At 65.7% G+C, this 18,197-nt stretch carries 19 protein-coding genes and 1 tRNA gene; 9 read left to right on the plus strand and 11 right to left on the minus strand.

Translation table 11 applies throughout. From position 1 onward, the window contains the following. Positions 1 to 25: 25 nt before the first annotated feature. The 3 genes from IM543_19270 to IM543_19280 all read left to right on the plus strand — a co-directional run bounded on the left by IM543_19270 (position 26) and on the right by IM543_19280 (position 2,938). Positions 26 to 1,051, plus strand: coding sequence for an XdhC family protein (locus IM543_19270; GenBank protein QOY93661.1), 1,026 nt, complete (start codon positions 26 to 28; stop codon positions 1,049 to 1,051). A 102-nt stretch (positions 1,052 to 1,153) separates the two neighbouring features. Continuing rightward, positions 1,154 to 2,044 carry a DMT family transporter gene (locus IM543_19275; GenBank protein QOY96767.1) on the plus strand — a complete coding sequence of 297 codons (891 nt, stop codon included), beginning with the start codon at positions 1,154 to 1,156 and terminating at the stop codon, positions 2,042 to 2,044. A gap of 9 nt (positions 2,045 to 2,053) precedes the next feature. Beyond that, positions 2,054 to 2,938: a DNA-3-methyladenine glycosylase 2 gene (locus IM543_19280; GenBank protein QOY93662.1), complete on the plus strand. Its 885-nt coding sequence runs from the start codon at positions 2,054 to 2,056 to the stop codon at positions 2,936 to 2,938. A 15-nt stretch (positions 2,939 to 2,953) separates the two neighbouring features. Here the strand turns inward: IM543_19280 and IM543_19285 are convergent, their stop codons facing one another. The 3 genes from IM543_19285 to IM543_19295 form a co-directional block, all read right to left on the minus strand. Beyond that, entirely contained in the window at positions 2,954 to 3,367 is a 414-nt protein-coding gene (locus tag IM543_19285; protein QOY93663.1) for a DUF1851 domain-containing protein, read from the minus strand. 220 nt (positions 3,368 to 3,587) lie between these two features. Further along, positions 3,588 to 4,955, minus strand: a complete 1,368-nt coding sequence (gene ltrA, locus IM543_19290) for a group II intron reverse transcriptase/maturase (GenBank protein QOY93664.1) — start codon at positions 4,953 to 4,955, stop codon at positions 3,588 to 3,590. Positions 4,956 to 5,400: 445 nt separating this feature from the next. Continuing rightward, positions 5,401 to 5,477: transfer RNA gene (locus tag IM543_19295), tRNA-Met, on the minus strand. 173 nt (positions 5,478 to 5,650) lie between these two features. On the opposite strand from IM543_19295, the gene IM543_19300 reads away from it, so the two are divergent. From IM543_19300 to IM543_19320, 5 genes are all read left to right on the plus strand, one after another. Then, on the plus strand, positions 5,651 to 6,232 hold the full coding sequence (locus tag IM543_19300; GenBank protein ID QOY93665.1) for an NUDIX hydrolase: 582 nt from the start codon (positions 5,651 to 5,653) through the stop codon (positions 6,230 to 6,232). Positions 6,233 to 6,248: 16 nt separating this feature from the next. Beyond that, positions 6,249 to 6,980 (plus strand): leucyl/phenylalanyl-tRNA--protein transferase, encoded by a 732-nt coding sequence (locus tag IM543_19305; GenBank protein QOY93666.1) that lies wholly within the window; start codon positions 6,249 to 6,251, stop codon positions 6,978 to 6,980. Between the two features lie 83 nt (positions 6,981 to 7,063). Further along, positions 7,064 to 7,792: an arginyltransferase gene (locus tag IM543_19310; GenBank protein ID QOY93667.1), complete on the plus strand. Its 729-nt coding sequence runs from the start codon at positions 7,064 to 7,066 to the stop codon at positions 7,790 to 7,792. 59 nt (positions 7,793 to 7,851) lie between these two features. After that, entirely contained in the window at positions 7,852 to 8,889 is a 1,038-nt protein-coding gene (locus tag IM543_19315) for a quinone-dependent dihydroorotate dehydrogenase (protein QOY93668.1), read from the plus strand. An 18-nt stretch (positions 8,890 to 8,907) separates the two neighbouring features. After that, a complete protein-coding gene (locus IM543_19320; GenBank protein ID QOY93669.1) occupies positions 8,908 to 9,954 on the plus strand; it encodes an aldo/keto reductase in 1,047 nt (348 codons plus the stop codon). 12 nt (positions 9,955 to 9,966) lie between these two features. Here IM543_19320 and IM543_19325 read toward each other — a convergent pair whose 3' ends face one another. The 7 genes from IM543_19325 to IM543_19355 all read right to left on the minus strand — a co-directional run bounded on the left by IM543_19325 (position 9,967) and on the right by IM543_19355 (position 16,046). Then, positions 9,967 to 10,896 carry a CysB family HTH-type transcriptional regulator gene (locus IM543_19325; GenBank protein ID QOY93670.1) on the minus strand — a complete coding sequence of 310 codons (930 nt, stop codon included), beginning with the start codon at positions 10,894 to 10,896 and terminating at the stop codon, positions 9,967 to 9,969. A gap of 10 nt (positions 10,897 to 10,906) precedes the next feature. Next, positions 10,907 to 11,989 carry a sulfate ABC transporter ATP-binding protein gene (locus IM543_19330; protein QOY93671.1) on the minus strand — a complete coding sequence of 361 codons (1,083 nt, stop codon included), beginning with the start codon at positions 11,987 to 11,989 and terminating at the stop codon, positions 10,907 to 10,909. After that, on the minus strand, positions 11,986 to 12,915 hold the full coding sequence (gene cysW, locus IM543_19335) for a sulfate ABC transporter permease subunit CysW (GenBank protein ID QOY93672.1): 930 nt from the start codon (positions 12,913 to 12,915) through the stop codon (positions 11,986 to 11,988). Before cysW ends, IM543_19330 begins: the two co-directional genes overlap by 4 nt. Next, the gene (gene cysT, locus IM543_19340) at positions 12,912 to 13,760 is read right to left on the minus strand and encodes a sulfate ABC transporter permease subunit CysT (protein ID QOY93673.1); all 849 of its coding nucleotides are present in this window, start codon (positions 13,758 to 13,760) and stop codon (positions 12,912 to 12,914) included. Before cysT ends, cysW begins: the two co-directional genes overlap by 4 nt. Before the next feature lie 120 nt (positions 13,761 to 13,880). Continuing rightward, positions 13,881 to 14,654 (minus strand): sulfite exporter TauE/SafE family protein, encoded by a 774-nt coding sequence (locus IM543_19345; GenBank protein ID QOY93674.1) that lies wholly within the window; start codon positions 14,652 to 14,654, stop codon positions 13,881 to 13,883. A gap of 239 nt (positions 14,655 to 14,893) precedes the next feature. After that, complete coding sequence (locus IM543_19350; protein ID QOY93675.1) at positions 14,894 to 15,532, minus strand: peroxiredoxin; 639 nt, start codon at positions 15,530 to 15,532, stop codon at positions 14,894 to 14,896. A gap of 127 nt (positions 15,533 to 15,659) precedes the next feature. Beyond that, the gene (locus IM543_19355; GenBank protein ID QOY93676.1) at positions 15,660 to 16,046 is read right to left on the minus strand and encodes a diacylglycerol kinase; all 387 of its coding nucleotides are present in this window, start codon (positions 16,044 to 16,046) and stop codon (positions 15,660 to 15,662) included. Positions 16,047 to 16,201: 155 nt separating this feature from the next. Between IM543_19355 and IM543_19360 the strand changes: the two genes are divergently transcribed. Then, positions 16,202 to 16,996, plus strand: coding sequence for an IclR family transcriptional regulator (locus IM543_19360; GenBank protein ID QOY93677.1), 795 nt, complete (start codon positions 16,202 to 16,204; stop codon positions 16,994 to 16,996). Here IM543_19360 and IM543_19365 read toward each other — a convergent pair whose 3' ends face one another. Beyond that, the gene (locus IM543_19365) at positions 16,997 to 18,190 is read right to left on the minus strand and encodes a peptidase S11 (protein QOY93678.1); all 1,194 of its coding nucleotides are present in this window, start codon (positions 18,188 to 18,190) and stop codon (positions 16,997 to 16,999) included. Between the last annotated feature and the right edge of the window lie 7 nt (positions 18,191 to 18,197).

Consider the following 18,197-nt stretch of genomic DNA (forward strand, 5'->3'; position numbering starts at 1 on the left):
ATCTTTCACCAAGGCCGCCGGCACCATGGACAGCATCGACCTCGACGTACTCAAGACCTGCGGCGCCTGGATCGCCGCGGGCCGCCGCTGCCAGCTGGTGACGGTCATCAAGACCTGGGGCTCGAGCCCGCGCCCCATCGGCGCCCTGCTGGGCATCTGCGAGGACGGCAGCGTGGTCGGCTCGGTTTCCGGCGGCTGCATCGAGGACGACCTGATCGCCAGGGTGCGCAGCGAGGGCATCGGCCCGACCCGTCCCGAGATCGTCAGCTACGGCATCAGCGCCGACGAGGCGCACCGCTTTGGCCTGCCCTGCGGCGGCACCATCGAGCTGGCGATCGAACCGCTGTCGCCGGACAGCCAACTGCGCGAACTGCTGGCGCGCCTGCACGCCGGCGAACTGGTCGAGCGCCGCGTGCACCTGGCGAGCGGCGCCGTGACGCTGGCGCGCGCCGATGCCGGCGCCGTGCTGCGCGTGGAACACGGCGTGCTCGCCACCATCCACGGCCCGCGCTGGCGCCTGTTCATCATCGGCGCCGGCCCGCTGTCGCGCTTCCTGGCCCAGATCGCAGGCGGCATGGACTACCGCGTGGTGGTGTGCGACCCGCGCGAGGAGTACCGCGGCAACTGGAACCTGGACGGCGTGGAGCTGGTGCACAGCATGCCCGACGACCTGGTGATCGAGGCGCGCCTGGATGCGCGCAGCGCGGTGGTCGCCCTCACCCACGATCCCAAGCTGGACGACCTGGCCCTGATGGAAGCGCTCAAGTCCGACGCCTTCTATGTCGGCGCGATCGGCTCGCGCCTGAACAACGACAAGCGCCGCGAGCGCCTGAAACTGTTCGACCTCGACGACGCGCAACTGGCGCGCCTGCATGGTCCGATCGGTATCTACATCGGCAGCAAGACCCCGAGCGAGATCGCGATCTCGATCATGGCCGAGATGACCGCCGTGAAGAACGGCGTGCCGGCCGCGCTGCTGGTGCCGCATGCGGCGGCGCCGCGCCAGGACCTGTCCGCCGACCGTCCGCTACTGCGCAGCGCCGCCGCGTAACGCAAGCGGCCTTCGACAGCAAGAAGCCGATGGCGCCGGGCGCGCCATGCCGCCATAATCGCTCCTTTGCTCTGGACCCGCTTTCCGATGAATACCGTGAACATGTTGCGCCTGGTGGCGCTGGCCGCCATCTGGGGCGGCTCCTTCCTCTTCATGCGCATTGCCGCGCCGGTGCTCGGTCCTGCCGTGCTGATCGAATACCGGGTGCTGTTCGCGGCCCTGTTCCTGGCCGCCGTCGCCTGGGTCATGCGCCGCCGCGGCAGGGGCGCGCCGCTGGAGCTGCGCCGCCACTGGAAGCACTACCTGATGCTGGGCTTGTTCAACTCGGCCCTGCCCTTCCTGCTGTTCGCCTTCGCCGCGCGCACGCTGTCGGCCTCGGTGCTGTCGGTGCTGAACGCCACCGCGCCGATGTTCGGGGCGCTGGTCGGCGCCGTGTGGGCGCGCCAGCGGGTATCCGGGCGCGCCGCGCTCGGCCTGCTGCTCGGCACGGCCGGGGTGAGCCTGCTGGTCGGTTTCGACCACGTGTCGGAGCGCCCCGGCGCCGCCCTCGCCATCGCCGCGGCACTGGTGGCGGCCTTCAGCTACAGCGTCGCCAGCCAGTATGCGAAGTCGGCCAGGGCGGTGGCCCCGTTCGCCAACGCGCACGGATCGATGTGGGCGGCGACGCTGTGCGTGATCCCGGCGCTGGCCTTCTTTCCTTCGCCCGGCGAACCGACCCCGGGCATCATGGCCGCGGTACTGGCCCTGGGCGTGCTGTGCAGCGGGATCGCCTACATCCTCTACTTCAAGCTGATCGAGGAAGTCGGCACCACCTCGGCGCTCACCGTGACCTTCCTGAATCCGATGTTCGGCATCCTGTGGGGCGCGATCTTCCTGCATGAAGTGATCGGCTGGCATACCTTGCTCGGTTCCGGCATCGTGCTGGTCGGCACCGCCCTGGTGACCGGCTTCGTGCCGTCCTTCCTGCGCGCGCCGGCCGCGCCGGCCAAGTAAGGAAATACGATGCAGACCCGGCTTACGTTCGACCTGCCGGCCGGCTACCGCACCCGGGACGTGCTGGCCTTCCACAGCCGGGATGCCGAAGGCCTCGCGGAACAGGTGGGGCCCGATGGGCTGCGCAAGGGCGTACTGCTGGGCGGTACGCCGGTGGTGCTGGACGTGGACTTCAGCCCGGGCCGCGCCGAGTGCAGCGTGGATGCCGACGGCGAGACCGGCCCGGCGCTGCTGGCGCAGGCGCGCGAGGCGCTGCGCAACATCCTCGGCCTGCGCATCGACCCGGCCGCCTTCGCCGCCTTCGCACACGAGGATCCCATGCTGGGGCCGGTGGTGGCGCGCCAGCCTGCCTTGCGCATCGTGCAGTCCGCCACCGTGTTCGAGGCCCTGACCTGGGCCATCATCGGCCAGCAGATCAACCTGCCCTTCGCGATCGCGCTGCGCCGCACCTTCATCGGGCTGGCCGGACGCGCGCATTCGAGCGGACTGTGGTGTTATCCGGAAGCCCCCGACGTCGCCCGTCTGGCGCTCGACGAGCTGACCAGCCGGAAGTTTTCGCGCGCCAAAGCCGAGACCCTGCTGCGCCTGGCGCAGTTGGTGGCGGACGGCAGTGTCGTGCTTGACCGAAACAGACCGGTGGCCGCAGTGACGCAGGAACTGCTGGCAATCAAGGGCATCGGCCCCTGGACCGTCAACTACGCGCTGCTGCGCGGCTATGGCTACCCGGATTGCTCGCTGGAAGGCGACGTGGCCATCCGCACCGCCTTCCACCGCCTGCTCGGCGGCGAGGCCCGCCCGGACATCCCGGCCACGCAGCGCCTGCTGGAACGCTACGCGCCGCATCGCACGATGGCGGCGGCCTACCTGTGGGCCAGCCTCGGCGAGGCCGACTGAAACAACTCGCAGAAATCAGTTCCAGCGCGGCAAATCTTCGAACTGCTGCGCACTTTCTCCGGAAAAACGGATCAGCTCGGGCAGCGGTACCGTGGCCAGGTTGTCGCGGCCGTAGTGGCCGCCGAGCGCGCTGGGGATCTTGAGGCAGTACTTGCGCCCCTCGACAAGCGGGCCGAGCGTGGATTCCGCCAGGTGCACGACCTCGGGCATGTACCAGTCGTTCAGGAAATCCTGGTTGTAGGCCAGCGCGTCGAGCGCGGCGCGGCTGTCGGCGACCGGCTCGCAGCACAGGTCTTGCGGACGCAGGCGCCAGAAGCGTCCTTCGTCGTCGCGGATGATGAGGTTGCCGAATGCATTGGACCCAAGGACCTCGACAGCGGTCAAGCCGACCCATCCCCAGGCGTCGTTGATGTCGTCTACGTTGATCATGGCCTGTCCTGTTGGTTCGTGGCCGGGGCAAGGGAGAGGCGCGCCGGCCGGTTCGCATATTGGACAAAGCTGGCTGGACAACATTCCGTACGGATGCGTCCGGTTTGACCTGCATCGACATATGGGTGTCGAAATCGGCATAGGGGACGGCCCTGAGGGCCGCTCCCCTGCCACACCACCCGGCATGCGGGTCCGCACCGGGCGGTTCGAGTAGTTGAGGTCAAGACAGGCGAGGTACACCGAGTCGGTCGAAATAGCCGATAGTCATCACTGTTTTGAGTAACCTATCGCTGTTGTGCCACCAGCGGCGGCTGTTCGCCGCTACGTGCCTCGCTGCCGACGGCCAAGCCCCAAGTTTAAGGAGCTCCCGATACATGGTGCTTCCGCGCTTCCAGTGCTTGAGCTGGATAGCCCGCAGCCTGTGCCGCAACCATTCATCGAGTCCGCGCCATACCTTTGGGGTTTGCGCCAACTGGAAGTACCCTTTCCAACCCAGCATATAGGAACGAAGTCCCTGCACCACATCCGGCATGCTACGCCCACCAGATCGGCGGGTTAGCTCCCTGATGCGTTGTTTAAACGCTTGCAACGGCTTTTCCGCCACCTTGCGTTTGACTTCGCCCCCACGCCCCACCCACAGGCTGTAGCCGAGGAACTTGCGGCCAAAGACGCTGGCCACGGCGCTCTTGCCTTCGTTGACCACGAGGTGCAGTCTGGCATAGCAGCGCCGCAGCAGCCTCATCACCCGCTGGCCCGCACGCACGCTACGAACATAGACGTTCGCGTCGTCGGCGTAGCGCGCAAAGCGATGGCCGCGCCGTTCCAGTTCCTTGTCCACTTCATCGAGCATGACGTTGGCAAGCAGCGGACTCAATGGACCGCCTTGCGGCGTTCCTTCGTTCCGTTCCTGTACTACACCATGCTCCATGATGCCGCTGTTCAGATAGGCACGGACCAGCCGGATCACTCCAGCGTCGTCGATGCGTTTCTTCAAGCGGTCGATCAGGATGTCATGGTTGACCCGGTCGAAGAACTTCGACAGGTCCACGTCCACCACGATTCTCAGCCCGGACTGGACGTATGCCTGAGCGGCTAATACCGCATCCTGCGCACGCCTGCCCGGTCGGAAGCCGTAGCTATGCTCGCTGAAAGTGGGATCAAGGATCGGTTGCAGCACCTGTAATAGTGCTTGCTGGATCAGCCGATCCGTCACCGTCGGGATGCCAAGCTCGCGCTCGCCACCGTCGGGCTTCGGAATCGTCACCCGACGTACCGGACTGGGCCGGTACGTCCCTGCCAACAGTTGTTCTCGTATGTGAGGCCACTCGGTTGCCAGCAGACGCGAGGTCTGGTCAATGTCCAGTCCATCCACGCCAGCCGCTCCCTTGTTGGCACGCACACGCTTGAACGCCCGCCGCAGGTTCTCTGTCGTCAGCGCCGCTTGCAGCAACGCTGACCCCGTGCCTCCGGTTGCATGCCGCGGGCAGAACGCTTCGTCGCTGAAAGCATCGAGCATGGCTTCACCTTGCCCTACGGCTTCCCGCCCCGCGTTTGCGGGCATCTGACGCTGTGCCTTCTGCATCGACATATCGGATTCACTCCTACTCGTTCGGTCCTTCGTCGGCGGAGTCGAGCCTTCCCAGCGCTACCTCCAACTACTATGACCTCTGCTGAGACCCCGCTCCGATTTTTTTTTCGTCGCCCTTTCAGGCACAAGGCGGGGCGTCCCCAGGTAAGGGCCGCACTCCTTCATCACACAACCGCCGCATCTACGCCACCTCTCCTTGACCACAAGAGCTTTGCGGTTCATGGCCCGCTCGCCCTGATCGGCAACGCCTTCTATGCGATTCGTGTTCCTCGGCTCATGATTTACGATCCACGCTTCCTTCCCACACTCGGTTACCCTCATGCAGTTGCGCTTCACTTCGCTCACTGTGGTCAGCTCGCGGCAGGACTTTCACCCGCAGGAGTGCGCCCATGCTGGGCGCACAATGAAAAAGCCGCTGATTCTTGCGAATCAACGGCTTCGAATTTGGTTGCGGGGACAGGATTTGAACCTGTGACCTTCGGGTTATGAGCCCGACGAGCTGCCAGACTGCTCCACCCCGCGTCTGATGAAATGAATTATACGCCGAAACGGTCTTTTAGGCAAATCCAATCCTCGCGCGATGTGCGATTGCAGCACGGCAGCGCTCAGCCGTGCGCACGCGCGAGCGTGCCGACGGCGGCATAAGGCGGGTAAATCAGTGTAAAGTAAGCACAATCTCAACCTGCCGCTGACCTATGAAATTCTGTTCCGAGTGCGCGCATCCGGTCGCCCTGGCCATTCCCGAGGGCGACAACCGGCCGCGCTACGTCTGCCCGCACTGCCATGCCATCCACTACCAGAATCCCAAGCTGGTGGTCGGCTCGATTCCCGTCTGGGAACAGGACGGCAAATTGCAAGTACTGCTGTGCAAGCGCGCGATCGAACCGCGCTACGGCTACTGGACCCTGCCGGCCGGCTTCATGGAAAACGAGGAAACCACCGAGCAGGCCGCCGTGCGCGAAACCGAAGAAGAAGCCGGCGCCGATATCGAGCTCGGCAAGCTGTTCACCCTGCTCAACGTGGCCCACGTCCACCAGGTCCACCTGTTCTACCTGGCGCGTCTGCGCAAGCTGGACTTCGCGCCGGGCGATGAAAGCCTGGAGGTGCAGTTGTTCACGCAGGACGAGATTCCCTGGGACGAGCTGGCTTTCCCGACGGTACGCAATACGCTGGAACTGTTCTTTGCAGATCGCGTCAAAGTGCGCGAGGGCGGCACCTACGGTTTCCATAGCCGCGACATCGTGCGCCCGATGCTGGCTCCCCGCGAACCCGACTGATCGATCGAGCGCCGCCATGATTCCCTGGCTCGAGCCGACATCGCCGTTTCCCGACGTGTCCGAAGCATTGACGATCGACGCGCCCGGCCTGCTCGCGGCCGGGGCCGACCTGTCGCCGCAGCGCCTGCTGCTGGCCTACCAGAACGGCATCTTCCCCTGGTTCTCGGAAGGCCAGCCGATCCTCTGGTGGAGCACCGACCCGCGCATGGTGCTGGAGACCGCCCGCTTCAAGCTCAGCGACAGCCTGAAGAAGACCCTCAGGCGCGTCGAGCGCAGCCGTCTCGAAGGCGGCCGATGGGACGTGCGTTTCGACACCGCCTTCGAGGACGTGATGCGCGCCTGCGCCGCGCCGCGCAAGGATGGGCCGGGCACCTGGATTTCCGAAGACATCATCGACGGCTACACCGGCCTGCACGCGATGGGCCATGCGCACTCGTCCGAAGTCTGGCTCGATGGCGAGCTGGTAGGCGGCGCCTATGGCGTCTGCATCGGCCGCATGTTCTACGGCGAATCGATGTTCGCGCGCGTGACGGACGCCTCCAAGGTGGCGCTGGCCTACCTGGTCGCCTTCCTGCGCAGCCAGGGCGTCTCGATGATCGATTGCCAGCAGGAGACCGGCCACCTGGCCTCGCTGGGCGCCGCGCCGATCCCGCGCAGCGCCTTCCTGGCGCACCTGCGCGCAGCCATCCGCGAGCCGGCCATCGCCCGCTGGGAAGTCGTTCCACCGCTGGGGCCGACAGCCTCCTGAGGCGGCACGGTTGATTGGCTAACAGTGACACCGGTTTGATTTCGCTAAAATAGGTCCATCACGTCGTCTCGAGAGCGCTTTGCATGACGCACCTAAATGACCTGCCCTTTGCCACGCTGCAGTTCTACACGACGGCGCCCTATCCGTGCAGCTATCTCGATGCGCGCCAGGCCCGTTCGCAGGTCGCGACGCCTTCGCACCTCATCAATGCCGACGTGTATTCCGAGCTGGTGCGCAACGGCTTTCGCCGCAGCGGCATCTTCACCTACCGCCCCTACTGCGACGGCTGCCAGGCCTGCATCCCGGTGCGCGTCAAGTGCGCGGACTTTACCCCCAACCGTACCCAGCGCCGCTCCTGGAAGCGCCACGGCGACCTGGTGGCGATGGTGGCCAACCTGGCGTTCTCGGACGAGCACTACGCGCTCTACCTGCGCTACCAGACCACCCGCCACGTCGGCGGCGGCATGGACCAGGACAGCCGCGACCAGTACGCCCAGTTCCTGCTGCAGAGCCGCGTGAACACCCGCCTGGTCGAGTTCCGCGAACCGGACGGCACCCTGCGCATGGTCTCCATCATCGACGTGCTGTCCGACGGCCTGTCCTCGGTCTACACCTTTTTCGACCCGGACGTGGCGGGCGCTTCCTTCGGCACCTACAACGTGATGTGGCAGGTGAACCAGGCGCGCGAACTCGGCCTGCAATATGTCTACCTCGGCTACTGGATCGAGCAGAGTCCGAAGATGGCCTACAAGATCAACTTCCGTCCGCTGGAGGCGCGCATCAAGGGCGTGTGGAGCGTGCTGGAACGCTGACGGCCGCCGCGACTTTGCGGCGCTGTAAAATGGCGGGAGTCACTTACGATGAGTCCTCCATGTCCGACAAGCTCCTGTATTCCCTCGCCCGCCCGCTGCTGTTCTCGCTCGACGCCGAGACCGCCCACAACCTGACCCTGCCGCTGCTGCGCCGCGCCGCCGCGCTCGGCCTCACGCGCCTGTCCGCCAAGCCTGCGCCGGACCCGCGCACGGTCATGGGCATCAGCTTCCCGAACCCGGTCGGCCTGGCCGCCGGCCTCGACAAGGACGGCGCCTACATCGACGGCCTCGCCGCGCTCGGCTTCGGCTCGATCGAGATCGGCACCGTGACCCCGCGGCCGCAGGGCGGCAACCCGAAGCCGCGCATCTTCCGCCTGCCGCGGGCGCAGGGCATCATCAACCGCATGGGCTTCAACAACGGCGGCGTCGATGCCTTCGTCGCGAACGTGCAGGCCTCGCGCTTCTACCAGGACAAGCAGGGCGTGCTCGGCCTGAACATCGGCAAGAATGCCGACACGCCGATCGAACGCGCCGCCGACGACTACCTGCACTGCCTGCGCAAGGTCTACCCTTACGCCAGCTACGTGACGGTCAACATCTCGTCGCCGAATACCAAGAACCTGCGCCAGCTGCAGGGCGAATCCGAGCTCGACGCGCTGCTGGCGCAGCTGAAGGAAGAGCAGCTGCGTCTTGCAGATCAACACCGGCGCTACGTGCCGGTGACGCTGAAGATCGCGCCGGACATCGATGGCGACCAGGTGCGCAACATCGCCGGCGCCCTGCTGCGCCACAAGATCGACGGCGTGATCGCCACCAACACCACGCTCAGCCGCACCGCCGTGCAGGGCATGCCGCATGGCGAAGAAGCCGGCGGCCTGTCGGGCGCGCCGGTGTTCGAGCTGTCGAACACGGTGATCCGCCTGTTGAAGAGCGAGCTGGGCGACGCGCTGCCGATCATCGGCGTGGGCGGCATCATGCACGGCGCGGACGCGCGCGCCAAGATCGACGCCGGCGCCCAGCTGGTGCAGCTCTACAGCGGCTTGATCTACACCGGCCCGGCGCTGGTGCGCGAGTGCGCAGACGCCCTGCGCCGCTAAGCGGAAAAGGAGAAAGACATGGAACGCAGGCAGCTGGGACAAACCGATCTGATGGTCTCGAAGGTGTGCCTCGGCACCATGACCTTCGGCGAGCAGAACACCGAGGCTGAGGCGCACAGCCAGCTCGACTACGCGCTCGAGCGCGGCATCAACTTCATCGATACGGCCGAGATGTATCCGGTGATGGCGCGCGCCGATACGCAGGGCTCGACCGAGCGCTTCATCGGCAACTGGCTGAAGAAGACCGGGCGCCGTGCCGAAGTGATGCTGGCGACCAAGATCGCCGGCCCGAACAAGATGATGCCCTGGATCCGCGGCGCCAACCACAACCTCGACGCGGCCAACATCCGCGCGGCGGTCGAGGACAGCCTGCGCCGCCTGCATACCGACTACATCGACCTGTACCAGATCCACTGGCCGAGCCGCAACCTGCCGATCTTCGGCGCCAACAGGTTTGATCCGGAAGGCGAACGGCCGGCGGTGCCGATCGCCGAGACGCTCGGCGCGCTCGACGAGATGGTGCAGGCCGGGACCATCCGCCACATCGGCGTGTCGAACGAGAGCAGCTGGGGCGTATGCCAGTACATCAAGCAGGCCGAGCTGCGCGGACTGCCGCGCATCGCCACCGTGCAGAACCTCTACAACCTGACGGCGCGCCATTTCGAGACCAGCCTGATGGACGAGGCCTGCTACCGCGAGGGCGTGAGCCTGCTGGCCTACAGCCCGCTGGCCTTCGGGCAGCTCACGGCCAAGTACCTCGACGATCCGGAGGCAGTTGGCCGCCTGACCGTGTTCCCGAAGGGTTGGAGCCCGCGCTACGTGCGCCCCGCCGTGCTGGCGGCCACCGCCGAGTATGCGGCGCTGGCGCGCGCGCACGGATTGAAGCCGGCGCAGATGGCGCTGGCCTGGTGCTATTCGCGCTGGTTCGTGGGCTCGACCATCATCGGAGCCACCAGCCTGGCGCAACTGAAGGAGAACATCGACGCGGCCGAGCTGGTGCTGTCGCCCGAGGTGATGCGGGGGATCGACGAGATCCATGCGCGCTACACCAACGTGGGCCAGTAAGCCTGGGCGGTGCTACTGCGCCGCCTGCAATGCCTTCTCGATATCCGACCGTGTGTAGCCTTGCGCAAAGCGCTCCATGAAGTGATACGCATACGCCCGCAGGAAGGCGCCGCGCCGCACGGCCAGGCGCGTCACGTTCGGCGCGAACAGGTGTGACGCCTCGACCGCGCGCATCCCCTTGTCGCGGCCATGATCGAACGCCATCGAGGCCACGATGCCCACGCCCATCCCCAGCGCCACGTACTGCTTGATGACGTCCGAATCCATGGCGGTGAGCACGATGTCCGGCGCCAGCCCGGCTTCGACGAAAGCGGCGTCGATATGGCTGCGGCCCGTGAAGCCGACGTCGTAGGTAATCAGCGGATAGGCGGCCAGGTCTTCCAGCCGCAGCGGCGTCGCCGCCGAAAAGATCGGATGCGGGTCCGGCGCCACCACCAGGTGGCTCCAGCGGTAGCACGGAAACGAAACCAGCTCGGGGAAGGCCGACAGGCCCTCGGTGGCGATGCCGATATCGGCCTTGCCCGAGAGCACCCATTCCGCGATGTGTTCCGGCGCGCTCTGCTGCAGGGCGATGCGCACGCCCGGGAAGGCCTGGCGGAACGATTGCACAACCTGCGGCAGCGCATAGCGCGCCTGGGTGTGGGTGACCGCCACGGTCAGCGTGCCGCTGTCCTGGGCGGCGAAGTCGGCGCTGGCCTGCTGCAGGTTCTCGGCCTCGACCAGCAGGCGCTCGACGATTTTCAGGATGCTCTTGCCCGGCGGCGTGAGGCCGGTCAGGCGCTTGCCGTTGCGCTCGAAGATCACGATGCGGAGCTCTTCCTCGAGCTCGCGGATCTGGCGCGACACGCCAGGCTGCGAGGTGAACAGCGCATTGGCCACCTCGGTCAGGTTGAAGTCACGGCGTGCGGCCTCGCGCACGGATCGCAGCTGCTGGAAGTTCATGGGCGCGCCTCTAGATGCCCTCGCCGGCGTCCACGAAGATGTCGATGCGGCGCGGCTTGAGCACCAGGGTGTCGCCCTCGACGAAGCCGTGGCGCGCGAACAATTCGTTGGGCATCACCGCCTCGATCAGCTGCTGGTTGTCGGCACGCTCCAGGTCGAGCTGGGCCAGCGGGCCGATCGCGTGAGCGCGGCGCAGCCGGGCCACCACCCCGCCCTGGTCGCCTGCGCCCGGCGTGTAGCGCTCGACGTCGAGATCGTGCGGACGCACGTAGCCGATGCCCTCGCCGTCGCGCACGCCGGCATGCTCCGGCGCCTTGAATTGCGCCTCGCCGCTGGCCAGCACGCCTTCGTGTACGCGGCCGTGGAACAGGTTGACGTTGCCGAGGAAGCCGTACACGAAGGGCGAGGCCGGCTTGTTGTACACGGCGTCGGGCGTGCCGAGCTGCTCGATGCGGCCCTTGTTCATCAGGACCACCTGGTCGGCCACTTCGAGCGCTTCTTCCTGGTCGTGGGTGACGAAGATCGAGCTCACGTGCAATTCGTCGTGCAGGCGGCGCAGCCAGCGCCGCAGTTCCTTGCGCACCTTGGCGTCCAGCGCGCCGAAGGGCTCGTCGAGCAGCAGCACGCGCGGCTCCACCGCCAATGCGCGCGCCAGTGCGATGCGCTGGCGCTGGCCGCCCGACAGCTGGGGCGGATAGCGGTCGGCGATCCAGTCGAGCTGCACCAGTTCGAGCAGCTGGCGCACCTTGTCGCGGATCTGCTGTTCGGACGGGCGCTCCTTGCGCGGCTTGACGCGCAGGCCGAACGCGACGTTCTCGAACACGGTCATGTGCTTGAACAGCGCGTAGTGCTGGAACACGAATCCGACCTGGCGCTCGCGCACGTGGCGGTGCGAGGCGTCCTGGCCGTCGAGCAGCACGGCGCCCGAATCGGGGTGCTCGAGGCCGGCGATGACGCGCAGCAGGGTGGTCTTGCCGCAGCCGGACGGGCCCAGCAAGGCGGTCAGCTGGCCGTCGGGGAACTGCAGCGACACGTCGTCGAGCGCCGTGAACTGGCCGAACTGCTTGCGGATGTGTTGGACTTCGATGGTCATGCCGGATGCTCCATGATGCGTTCGTTGGTGGCGGCCAGGGTGTCACGCCGGGCCTGGTGCAGGCGCCATTCGATCAGGCTCTTCACGACGAGCGTCACCAGCGCCAGAAGCGCCAGCAGCGACGCGATCGCGAACGCGGCCGTGAAGTTGTATTCGTTGTAGAGGATCTCGACCTGCAGCGGCATGGTGTTGGTCTCGCCGCGGATGTGGCCGGACACCACCGAGACCGCGCCGAACTCGCCCATCGCGCGGGCATTGCACAGGATCACGCCGTACAGCAGGCCCCATTTGATGTTCGGCAGCGTCACGCGCCGGAAGGTCGACCAGCCCGAGGCGCCCAGCACCAGCGCGGCTTCTTCCTCTTCGGTACCCTGCTGCTGCATCAGCGGAATCAGCTCGCGCGCGACGAACGGGAAGGTAATGAAAATGGTCGCCAGCACGATGCCGGGCACCGCGAACAGGATCTTGACGTCGTTTTCAAGCAGCCATTCGCCGAACCAGCCCTGGGCGCCGAACAGCAACACGAACATCAGGCCGGCGATCACCGGCGAGACCGAGAACGGCAGGTCGATCAGGGTCAGGAGAATGCTCTTGCCGCGGAACTCGAACTTGGCGATGGCCCAGGCGGCGGCCACGCCGAACACCAGGTTGAACGGCACCGAGATGCCGGCCGCGATCAGCGTGAGCTTGATGGCCGCCAGCGCGTCCGGGTCGCGGATCGATTCGAGGTAGGTGTCCCAGCCGCGCTTGAGCGCCTCGGTAAACACCGCCGCCAGCGGCACGAACAGGAACAGGGTCAGGAAGCCCAGCGCGACGGCGATGAGCAGGTAGCGCACCCAGTCCGGTTCCAGCACATTGGTGCTCCGGCGCCGCGCCGGCGCAGGGGCCGTGGGGGCCGGCTTGGTCTTGTCGAGGACTGCGCTCATTTCTTCCCTGCCCGTTTGCGGGTCCATGCCTGCAGCAGGTTAATCGCCAGCAGCAGGATGAACGAGACGACCAGCATGACCACGGCAATCGCGGTGGCGCCCGCGTAGTCGTACTGCTCGAGTTTGGTGATGATGAACAGCGGCGTGATCTCGGAGACCATCGGCAGGTTGCCCGCGATGAAGATCACCGAACCGTATTCGCCGGTGGCGCGCGCGAAGGCCAGCGCGAAGCCGGTCAGCAGCGCCGGCACGATCGAGGGCAGCACCACGCGCCAGAAGGTCTGCAGCGGCGAGGCGCCCAGGCTGGCGGCGGCTTCTTCCAGCTCGCGCTCGGCTTCTTCGAGCACCGGCTGCACCGTACGCACCACGAAGGGCAGGCCGATGAAGGTCAGCGCCAGCACGATGCCCAGCGGCGTGAACGCCACCTTGATGCCGAGCCTGGCGAGCTGCTCGCCGATCAGGCCGTTGTGCGAGTACAGGGCGGTGAGCGTGATGCCGGCCACCGCGGTGGGCAGCGCGAACGGCAGGTCGACCAGGGCGTCGACGATGCGCTTGCCCGGGAAGCTGTAGCGCACCAGCACCCAGGCCACGATGCCGCCGAAGATCACGTTGATGAAGGCGGCGATCAGCGAGGCGCCAAAGCTCAGCTTGTACGAGGCCACCACGCGCTCGGAGGTGACGGCGCTCCAGAACGCTTCCCAGCTCATGGTGAAGGTGTTCAGGAAGACGGCCGAGAGCGGAATCAGGACGATCAGCGCAAGGTAGAACAGCGTGAAGCCGAGCGACAGGCCGAAACCCGGTATTACCCGGCCCGGCGACCTGCGCGGCTGTGCGATCGATGTCATGCAAACCCTTATTACAAATTCTTCTAACGGGCTGCCATAATCTCACGCCATCTTTATATTACAAACGAAGCATTCCTCATTTGTATAGACGGTTTCGGCTATTAAGAGGGGGCAAAGGGTTCAGAAGACCAGCTTGGCCGCGACACCGGTCAGCGTGGTCGCGAGCAAGCCGCGCAGCACGCGTTCGGGTACCTTGCGCGCCGCCATCGCGCCCAGCGTAATGCCCGGCACCGAACCAATGAGCAGGGTCAGCAGCAGCATCCAGTCGATCGAGCCCAGCCACCAGTGACCGACGGCGGCGATGGCCGTCAGCGGGACCGCGTAGGCGATGTCGGTGCCGGCCACCTCGGCAGACGTCAGGCGCGGATACAGCATGACCAGCAAGGTGGCGCCGATCGCGCCCGCGCCGATCGAGGAGACGGTGACCAGCACGCCCAGCACCGCGCCCGAGACCACGGTGGCATTGGTGAGCGCCCTGCCCTGCAGCTGGCGCCCCGGCTTCGCATGGACCCAGGCCAGCATGCGGGCGCGGAACATCAGCGCGACCACGGTCAGCATCACGGAGCCTGCGATCGCATAGCGGATGATCTGGCCGATCCGGGCATCGAGCCCGCCGACATACTTCAGCGCCAGCGTCGCGAGCAGCGCGGCCGGCAAGGCGCCCAGGCACAGGCGGCCGACGATCGGCCATTGGACGGTACGGTTGAAGCGGTGGGTGACGGTGCCGACACCCTTGGTGATCGAGGCGAAGGCCAGGTCGGTGCCGACCGCGACCGAGGGCGACACGCCGAACAGGAGCGTGAGCAGCGGTGTCATGAGCGAACCGCCGCCCACGCCGGTCATGCCGACCAGTAGCCCTACTGCAAACCCTGCGATGATGTATGTCGTCGACATGCCTTACCCCCCGTAAGCCACAGCGTAAGGGCACTCGGCAGTGAAACCAACAACAGGTTTCTTATTTGCTTATGCGACGACGGACGGGATGCTTGCGATGACGGATGGGTTGTAGGGTGGACGGCTCTGCCGTCCGCGCGTTCAAATCACATGTGAATGACATGCGTCGCGTTTATTCATGGACCGTTTGAACGCGCGGACGGCGAAGCCGCCTTTCGCGGCCCGGTCCACCCTACGGATTACTTGTTCGGCTGGGGAGTCAGGCGCAGGTAGGGACGCGGCGACGTATAGCCCTTCGGATATTTCTCCTGAAGAACAGCCGGATCCTGCACGGTCAGCGGGATGATGACGTCGTCGCCGTCCTTCCAGTTGCCCGGGGTGGCCACGGTGTAGCCGTCGCTCAGTTGCAGGGCGTCGATCACGCGCAGCACTTCGTCGAAGTTGCGGCCGGTGCTCATCGGGTAGGTGATCATCAGGCGCACCTTCTTGGCCGGGTCGATCACGAACAGCGAACGCACCGTGGCGGTAGCCGAGGCTTCCGGGTGGATCATGTCGTACAGCGCGGAGACCGATTTATCGGCGTCGGCGATGATCGGGAAGCCGACCACGGTCTGCTGGGTCTCTTCGATGTCCTTGATCCATGCGCGGTGCTGGTCGGCCGGGTCGACCGACAGCGCGATCGCCTTGACATTGCGCTTGTCGAATTCGGGCTTGAGCTTGGCGGTCAGGCCCAGCTCGGTGGTGCAGACCGGGGTGAAGTCGGCCGGGTGCGAGAACAGCACCACCCAGGAATCGCCCGCCCATTCATGGAAGCGGATCTTGCCGATGCTGGAATCCTGCTCGAAATCGGGGGCGGTATCGCCGAGGCGTAAGGTCATCTCATTTCTCCATGGTGATTGGACAAGGGTGGCTGTGTCGCGACATAGTCTACGAGCACTTGGCAGTGTAGCAAACGACAGCTTTGTTATTTGCTTGTTCTCCAATCGTCCTTAGCATTGTTCCTTGTTAGAAGAACCGGCTGTACAGCACCACACTCCAGCATCCGAAGGCCAGCAGCAGGGTCAGGGCGACCGCGGCGCTGCCCATGTCCTTGGCGACTTTCGACAAGGGATGGCGTTCGAGCGAAATGCGGTCGACGATGGCTTCGATGGCCGAGTTGATGATCTCGACGATCAGCACCAGGATCAGCACGCCGATCAGCACCAGCTTCTGGAAGCCCGATACCGGCAGCAGCAGGGCCACCACGGTGGCGAACGCGATGAGGACCACCTCCTGGCGGAAGGCGGCTTCGCTGCGCCATGCCCAGGCCAGCCCGTCCGCGGTATTGCGGCAAGCCGAAAGGATGCGCGCGATGCCGCGCTTGGTCTTGAATTCGCTGATCGGGTGGGACATGAATTGAATGATGTAGATGCTGGAACATCATTATGCCGCGCCACGACGACCTTGCACACTAGCGCCCATCTGTTTGCATCGGCGTTTCGCATCATGGTATAAAGTGATGAATACTGCACTGCACCAACCACATCATGAAAATGGAAACCCCTCAAATGGAAGCGTCGGCGGCATCCGCCCCGGCTTTGGCCAAGACCTCGATCCAGGTGATCGAGCGCATGATGGCGCTGCTGGACGCACTGGCCAATTATTCCGATCCGGTGAGCCTGAAGGAATTGTCGAAGGTGTCGGGGCTGCATCCGTCCACCGCCCATCGCATCCTGAACGACATGGTGGTCACGCGCTTCGTCGACCGCGTCGAACCGGGCACCTATCGGCTCGGCATGCGCCTGCTGGAACTGGGCAATGTGGTGAAGAGCCGCCTGTCGGTACGCGAAGCGGCGCTCGACTACATGCGCGCCCTGCACAAGAAGACCCAGCAGACCGTGAACCTGTCGGTGCGCCAGGGCGACGAGATCGTGTATATCGATCGCGCCTATTCCGAGCGCTCGGGCATGCAGGTGGTGCGCGCGATCGGCGGCCGGGCGCCGCTGCACCTGACCTCGACCGGCAAGCTGTTCCTGTCGATCGACGACGCCAAGGCGATCCGCGCCTATGCCACGCGCACCGGCCTGGCTGGCCACAACAAGAATTCGATCACCGACCTGGCGCGCTTCGAGCGCGAACTGAGCCTGGTGCGGGCGCGCGGCTATGCGCGCGACAACGAGGAGCTGGAGCTGGGCGTGCGCTGCATGGCGGCGGGCATCCACGACGACAGCGGCAAGCTGGTGGCGGGCCTGTCGATCTCGGCCCCGGCCGACCGCCTGCAGGAAGAATGGCTGGAAGACCTGGTGCAGACCGCTTCCAGCATTTCGGCAACGCTGGGCTATCGTCCGAATCCAGCGATCTGATCAGTGCAGTGCGGGCGCCGCCACGGTGGCGCTGTGCATGATCGCCGTATCGGTGCTGCCCAGGGTACCCGGCGCCAGCACATCGAGCTTGCCGGGGGCAAGCGATTCCAGGAAGCGGCGTACCCGCCCGGCGTCGGCAGTGCGCGACATCTTGCCTTTCGAATCCAGGAACACCATGATCACATTGCGGCCATGGATGGCCGCCTGCATCACCAGGCAGCGCCCCGCTTCGTTGATGAAGCCGGTTTTCTGCAGGCCGATGTTCCAGTCGGGCAGCGCCACCAGGTAGTTGGTGTTCGCATAACGCATCGGACGGCCGCTTGCCTTCACGACCGAGTTCGGCGTGGTGGAATATTCGCGCAGCAGCGGCTCCTGGTGGGCATAGGCAACCAGCCGCGCCAGGTCGCGCGCACTCGACACGTTGCGGCTCGACAGGCCGCTCGAATCGACGTAGCGGGTATCCTTCATGTCCAGTTCGCGCGCCTTGTCGTTCATGGCCTGGACAAAGGCCGCGATGCCGCCCGGGTAGTTGCGTCCGAGCGCCGAGGCCGCCCGGTTTTCCGAACTCATCAGGGCAATGTGCAGCAGTTCGCGGCGCGTCATGCGCGCCCCCACCGGCAGGCGCGAACTCGAATACTTGTGTCGGTCGACGTCGGCGTCGGTGATGCGCAGGACCTGGTCGAGGTCTTGCCCGGCCTGTACCACGACCAGGCCGGTCATGAGCTTGGTGATCGAGGCGATCGGGAGGGCGATATTGGCGTTCTTTTCGAACAGCACTTCCGAGCTATTCTGGTCGAGCACGAAGGCGACGTTGGAACGCAGCGACAGCGGGTCGGCGGTACGGCGCAATCCGGCGGCGTCGCCAAGGCTGCGCTGGTCGACCGCCACGGCGGCGGGCGCGGCGCGGCGCGCCAGGTGGTAAGTAACCTTGCGCTTGCCGCGCACCATCTGCACACGGCGGACCATGCGCTGGCGGTTGTCGTCGGCAATGGCCTGGGCCAGGTCCTTGCGCTTGACGCGCGCGCTCTTGCGGGCCGCGGCCTTGCGTGGCTTTTTCTTGACGACCTTCTTTTTGACGGTCCTGGTCTCGGCGCCAGCGCCTGCCCCGGCACCGGCACCGGCGGCGTGAACCGGTTGAACCGACTGGAACGCAAACAGCAGCGAAACGATGGCAGCCAATGCAAGTTTAAACATCTGGAAA

It is taken from the genome of Massilia sp. UMI-21 (assembly GCA_015277795.1).
Taxonomy (GTDB): domain Bacteria; phylum Pseudomonadota; class Gammaproteobacteria; order Burkholderiales; family Burkholderiaceae_D; genus Telluria.

Bases quoted from the DNA above. Each gene is read 5' to 3' on its own strand.
- IM543_19270 (QOY93661.1), top strand. From the start codon at position 26: ATGGACAGCATCGACCTCGACGTACTCAAGACCTGCGGCGCCTGGATC.
- IM543_19275 (QOY96767.1), top strand. From the start codon at position 1,154: ATGTTGCGCCTGGTGGCGCTGGCCGCCATCTGGGGCGGCTCCTTCCTC.
- IM543_19280 (QOY93662.1), top strand. From the start codon at position 2,054: ATGCAGACCCGGCTTACGTTCGACCTGCCGGCCGGCTACCGCACCCGG.
- IM543_19285 (QOY93663.1), bottom strand. From the start codon at position 3,367: ATGATCAACGTAGACGACATCAACGACGCCTGGGGATGGGTCGGCTTG.
- ltrA (QOY93664.1), bottom strand. From the start codon at position 4,955: ATGTCGATGCAGAAGGCACAGCGTCAGATGCCCGCAAACGCGGGGCGG.
- IM543_19300 (QOY93665.1), top strand. From the start codon at position 5,651: ATGAAATTCTGTTCCGAGTGCGCGCATCCGGTCGCCCTGGCCATTCCC.
- IM543_19305 (QOY93666.1), top strand. From the start codon at position 6,249: ATGATTCCCTGGCTCGAGCCGACATCGCCGTTTCCCGACGTGTCCGAA.
- IM543_19310 (QOY93667.1), top strand. From the start codon at position 7,064: ATGACGCACCTAAATGACCTGCCCTTTGCCACGCTGCAGTTCTACACG.
- IM543_19315 (QOY93668.1), top strand. From the start codon at position 7,852: ATGTCCGACAAGCTCCTGTATTCCCTCGCCCGCCCGCTGCTGTTCTCG.
- IM543_19320 (QOY93669.1), top strand. From the start codon at position 8,908: ATGGAACGCAGGCAGCTGGGACAAACCGATCTGATGGTCTCGAAGGTG.
- IM543_19325 (QOY93670.1), bottom strand. From the start codon at position 10,896: ATGAACTTCCAGCAGCTGCGATCCGTGCGCGAGGCCGCACGCCGTGAC.
- IM543_19330 (QOY93671.1), bottom strand. From the start codon at position 11,989: ATGACCATCGAAGTCCAACACATCCGCAAGCAGTTCGGCCAGTTCACG.
- cysW (QOY93672.1), bottom strand. From the start codon at position 12,915: ATGAGCGCAGTCCTCGACAAGACCAAGCCGGCCCCCACGGCCCCTGCG.
- cysT (QOY93673.1), bottom strand. From the start codon at position 13,760: ATGACATCGATCGCACAGCCGCGCAGGTCGCCGGGCCGGGTAATACCG.
- IM543_19345 (QOY93674.1), bottom strand. From the start codon at position 14,654: ATGTCGACGACATACATCATCGCAGGGTTTGCAGTAGGGCTACTGGTC.
- IM543_19350 (QOY93675.1), bottom strand. From the start codon at position 15,532: ATGACCTTACGCCTCGGCGATACCGCCCCCGATTTCGAGCAGGATTCC.
- IM543_19355 (QOY93676.1), bottom strand. From the start codon at position 16,046: ATGTCCCACCCGATCAGCGAATTCAAGACCAAGCGCGGCATCGCGCGC.
- IM543_19360 (QOY93677.1), top strand. From the start codon at position 16,202: ATGGAAGCGTCGGCGGCATCCGCCCCGGCTTTGGCCAAGACCTCGATC.
- IM543_19365 (QOY93678.1), bottom strand. From the start codon at position 18,190: ATGTTTAAACTTGCATTGGCTGCCATCGTTTCGCTGCTGTTTGCGTTC.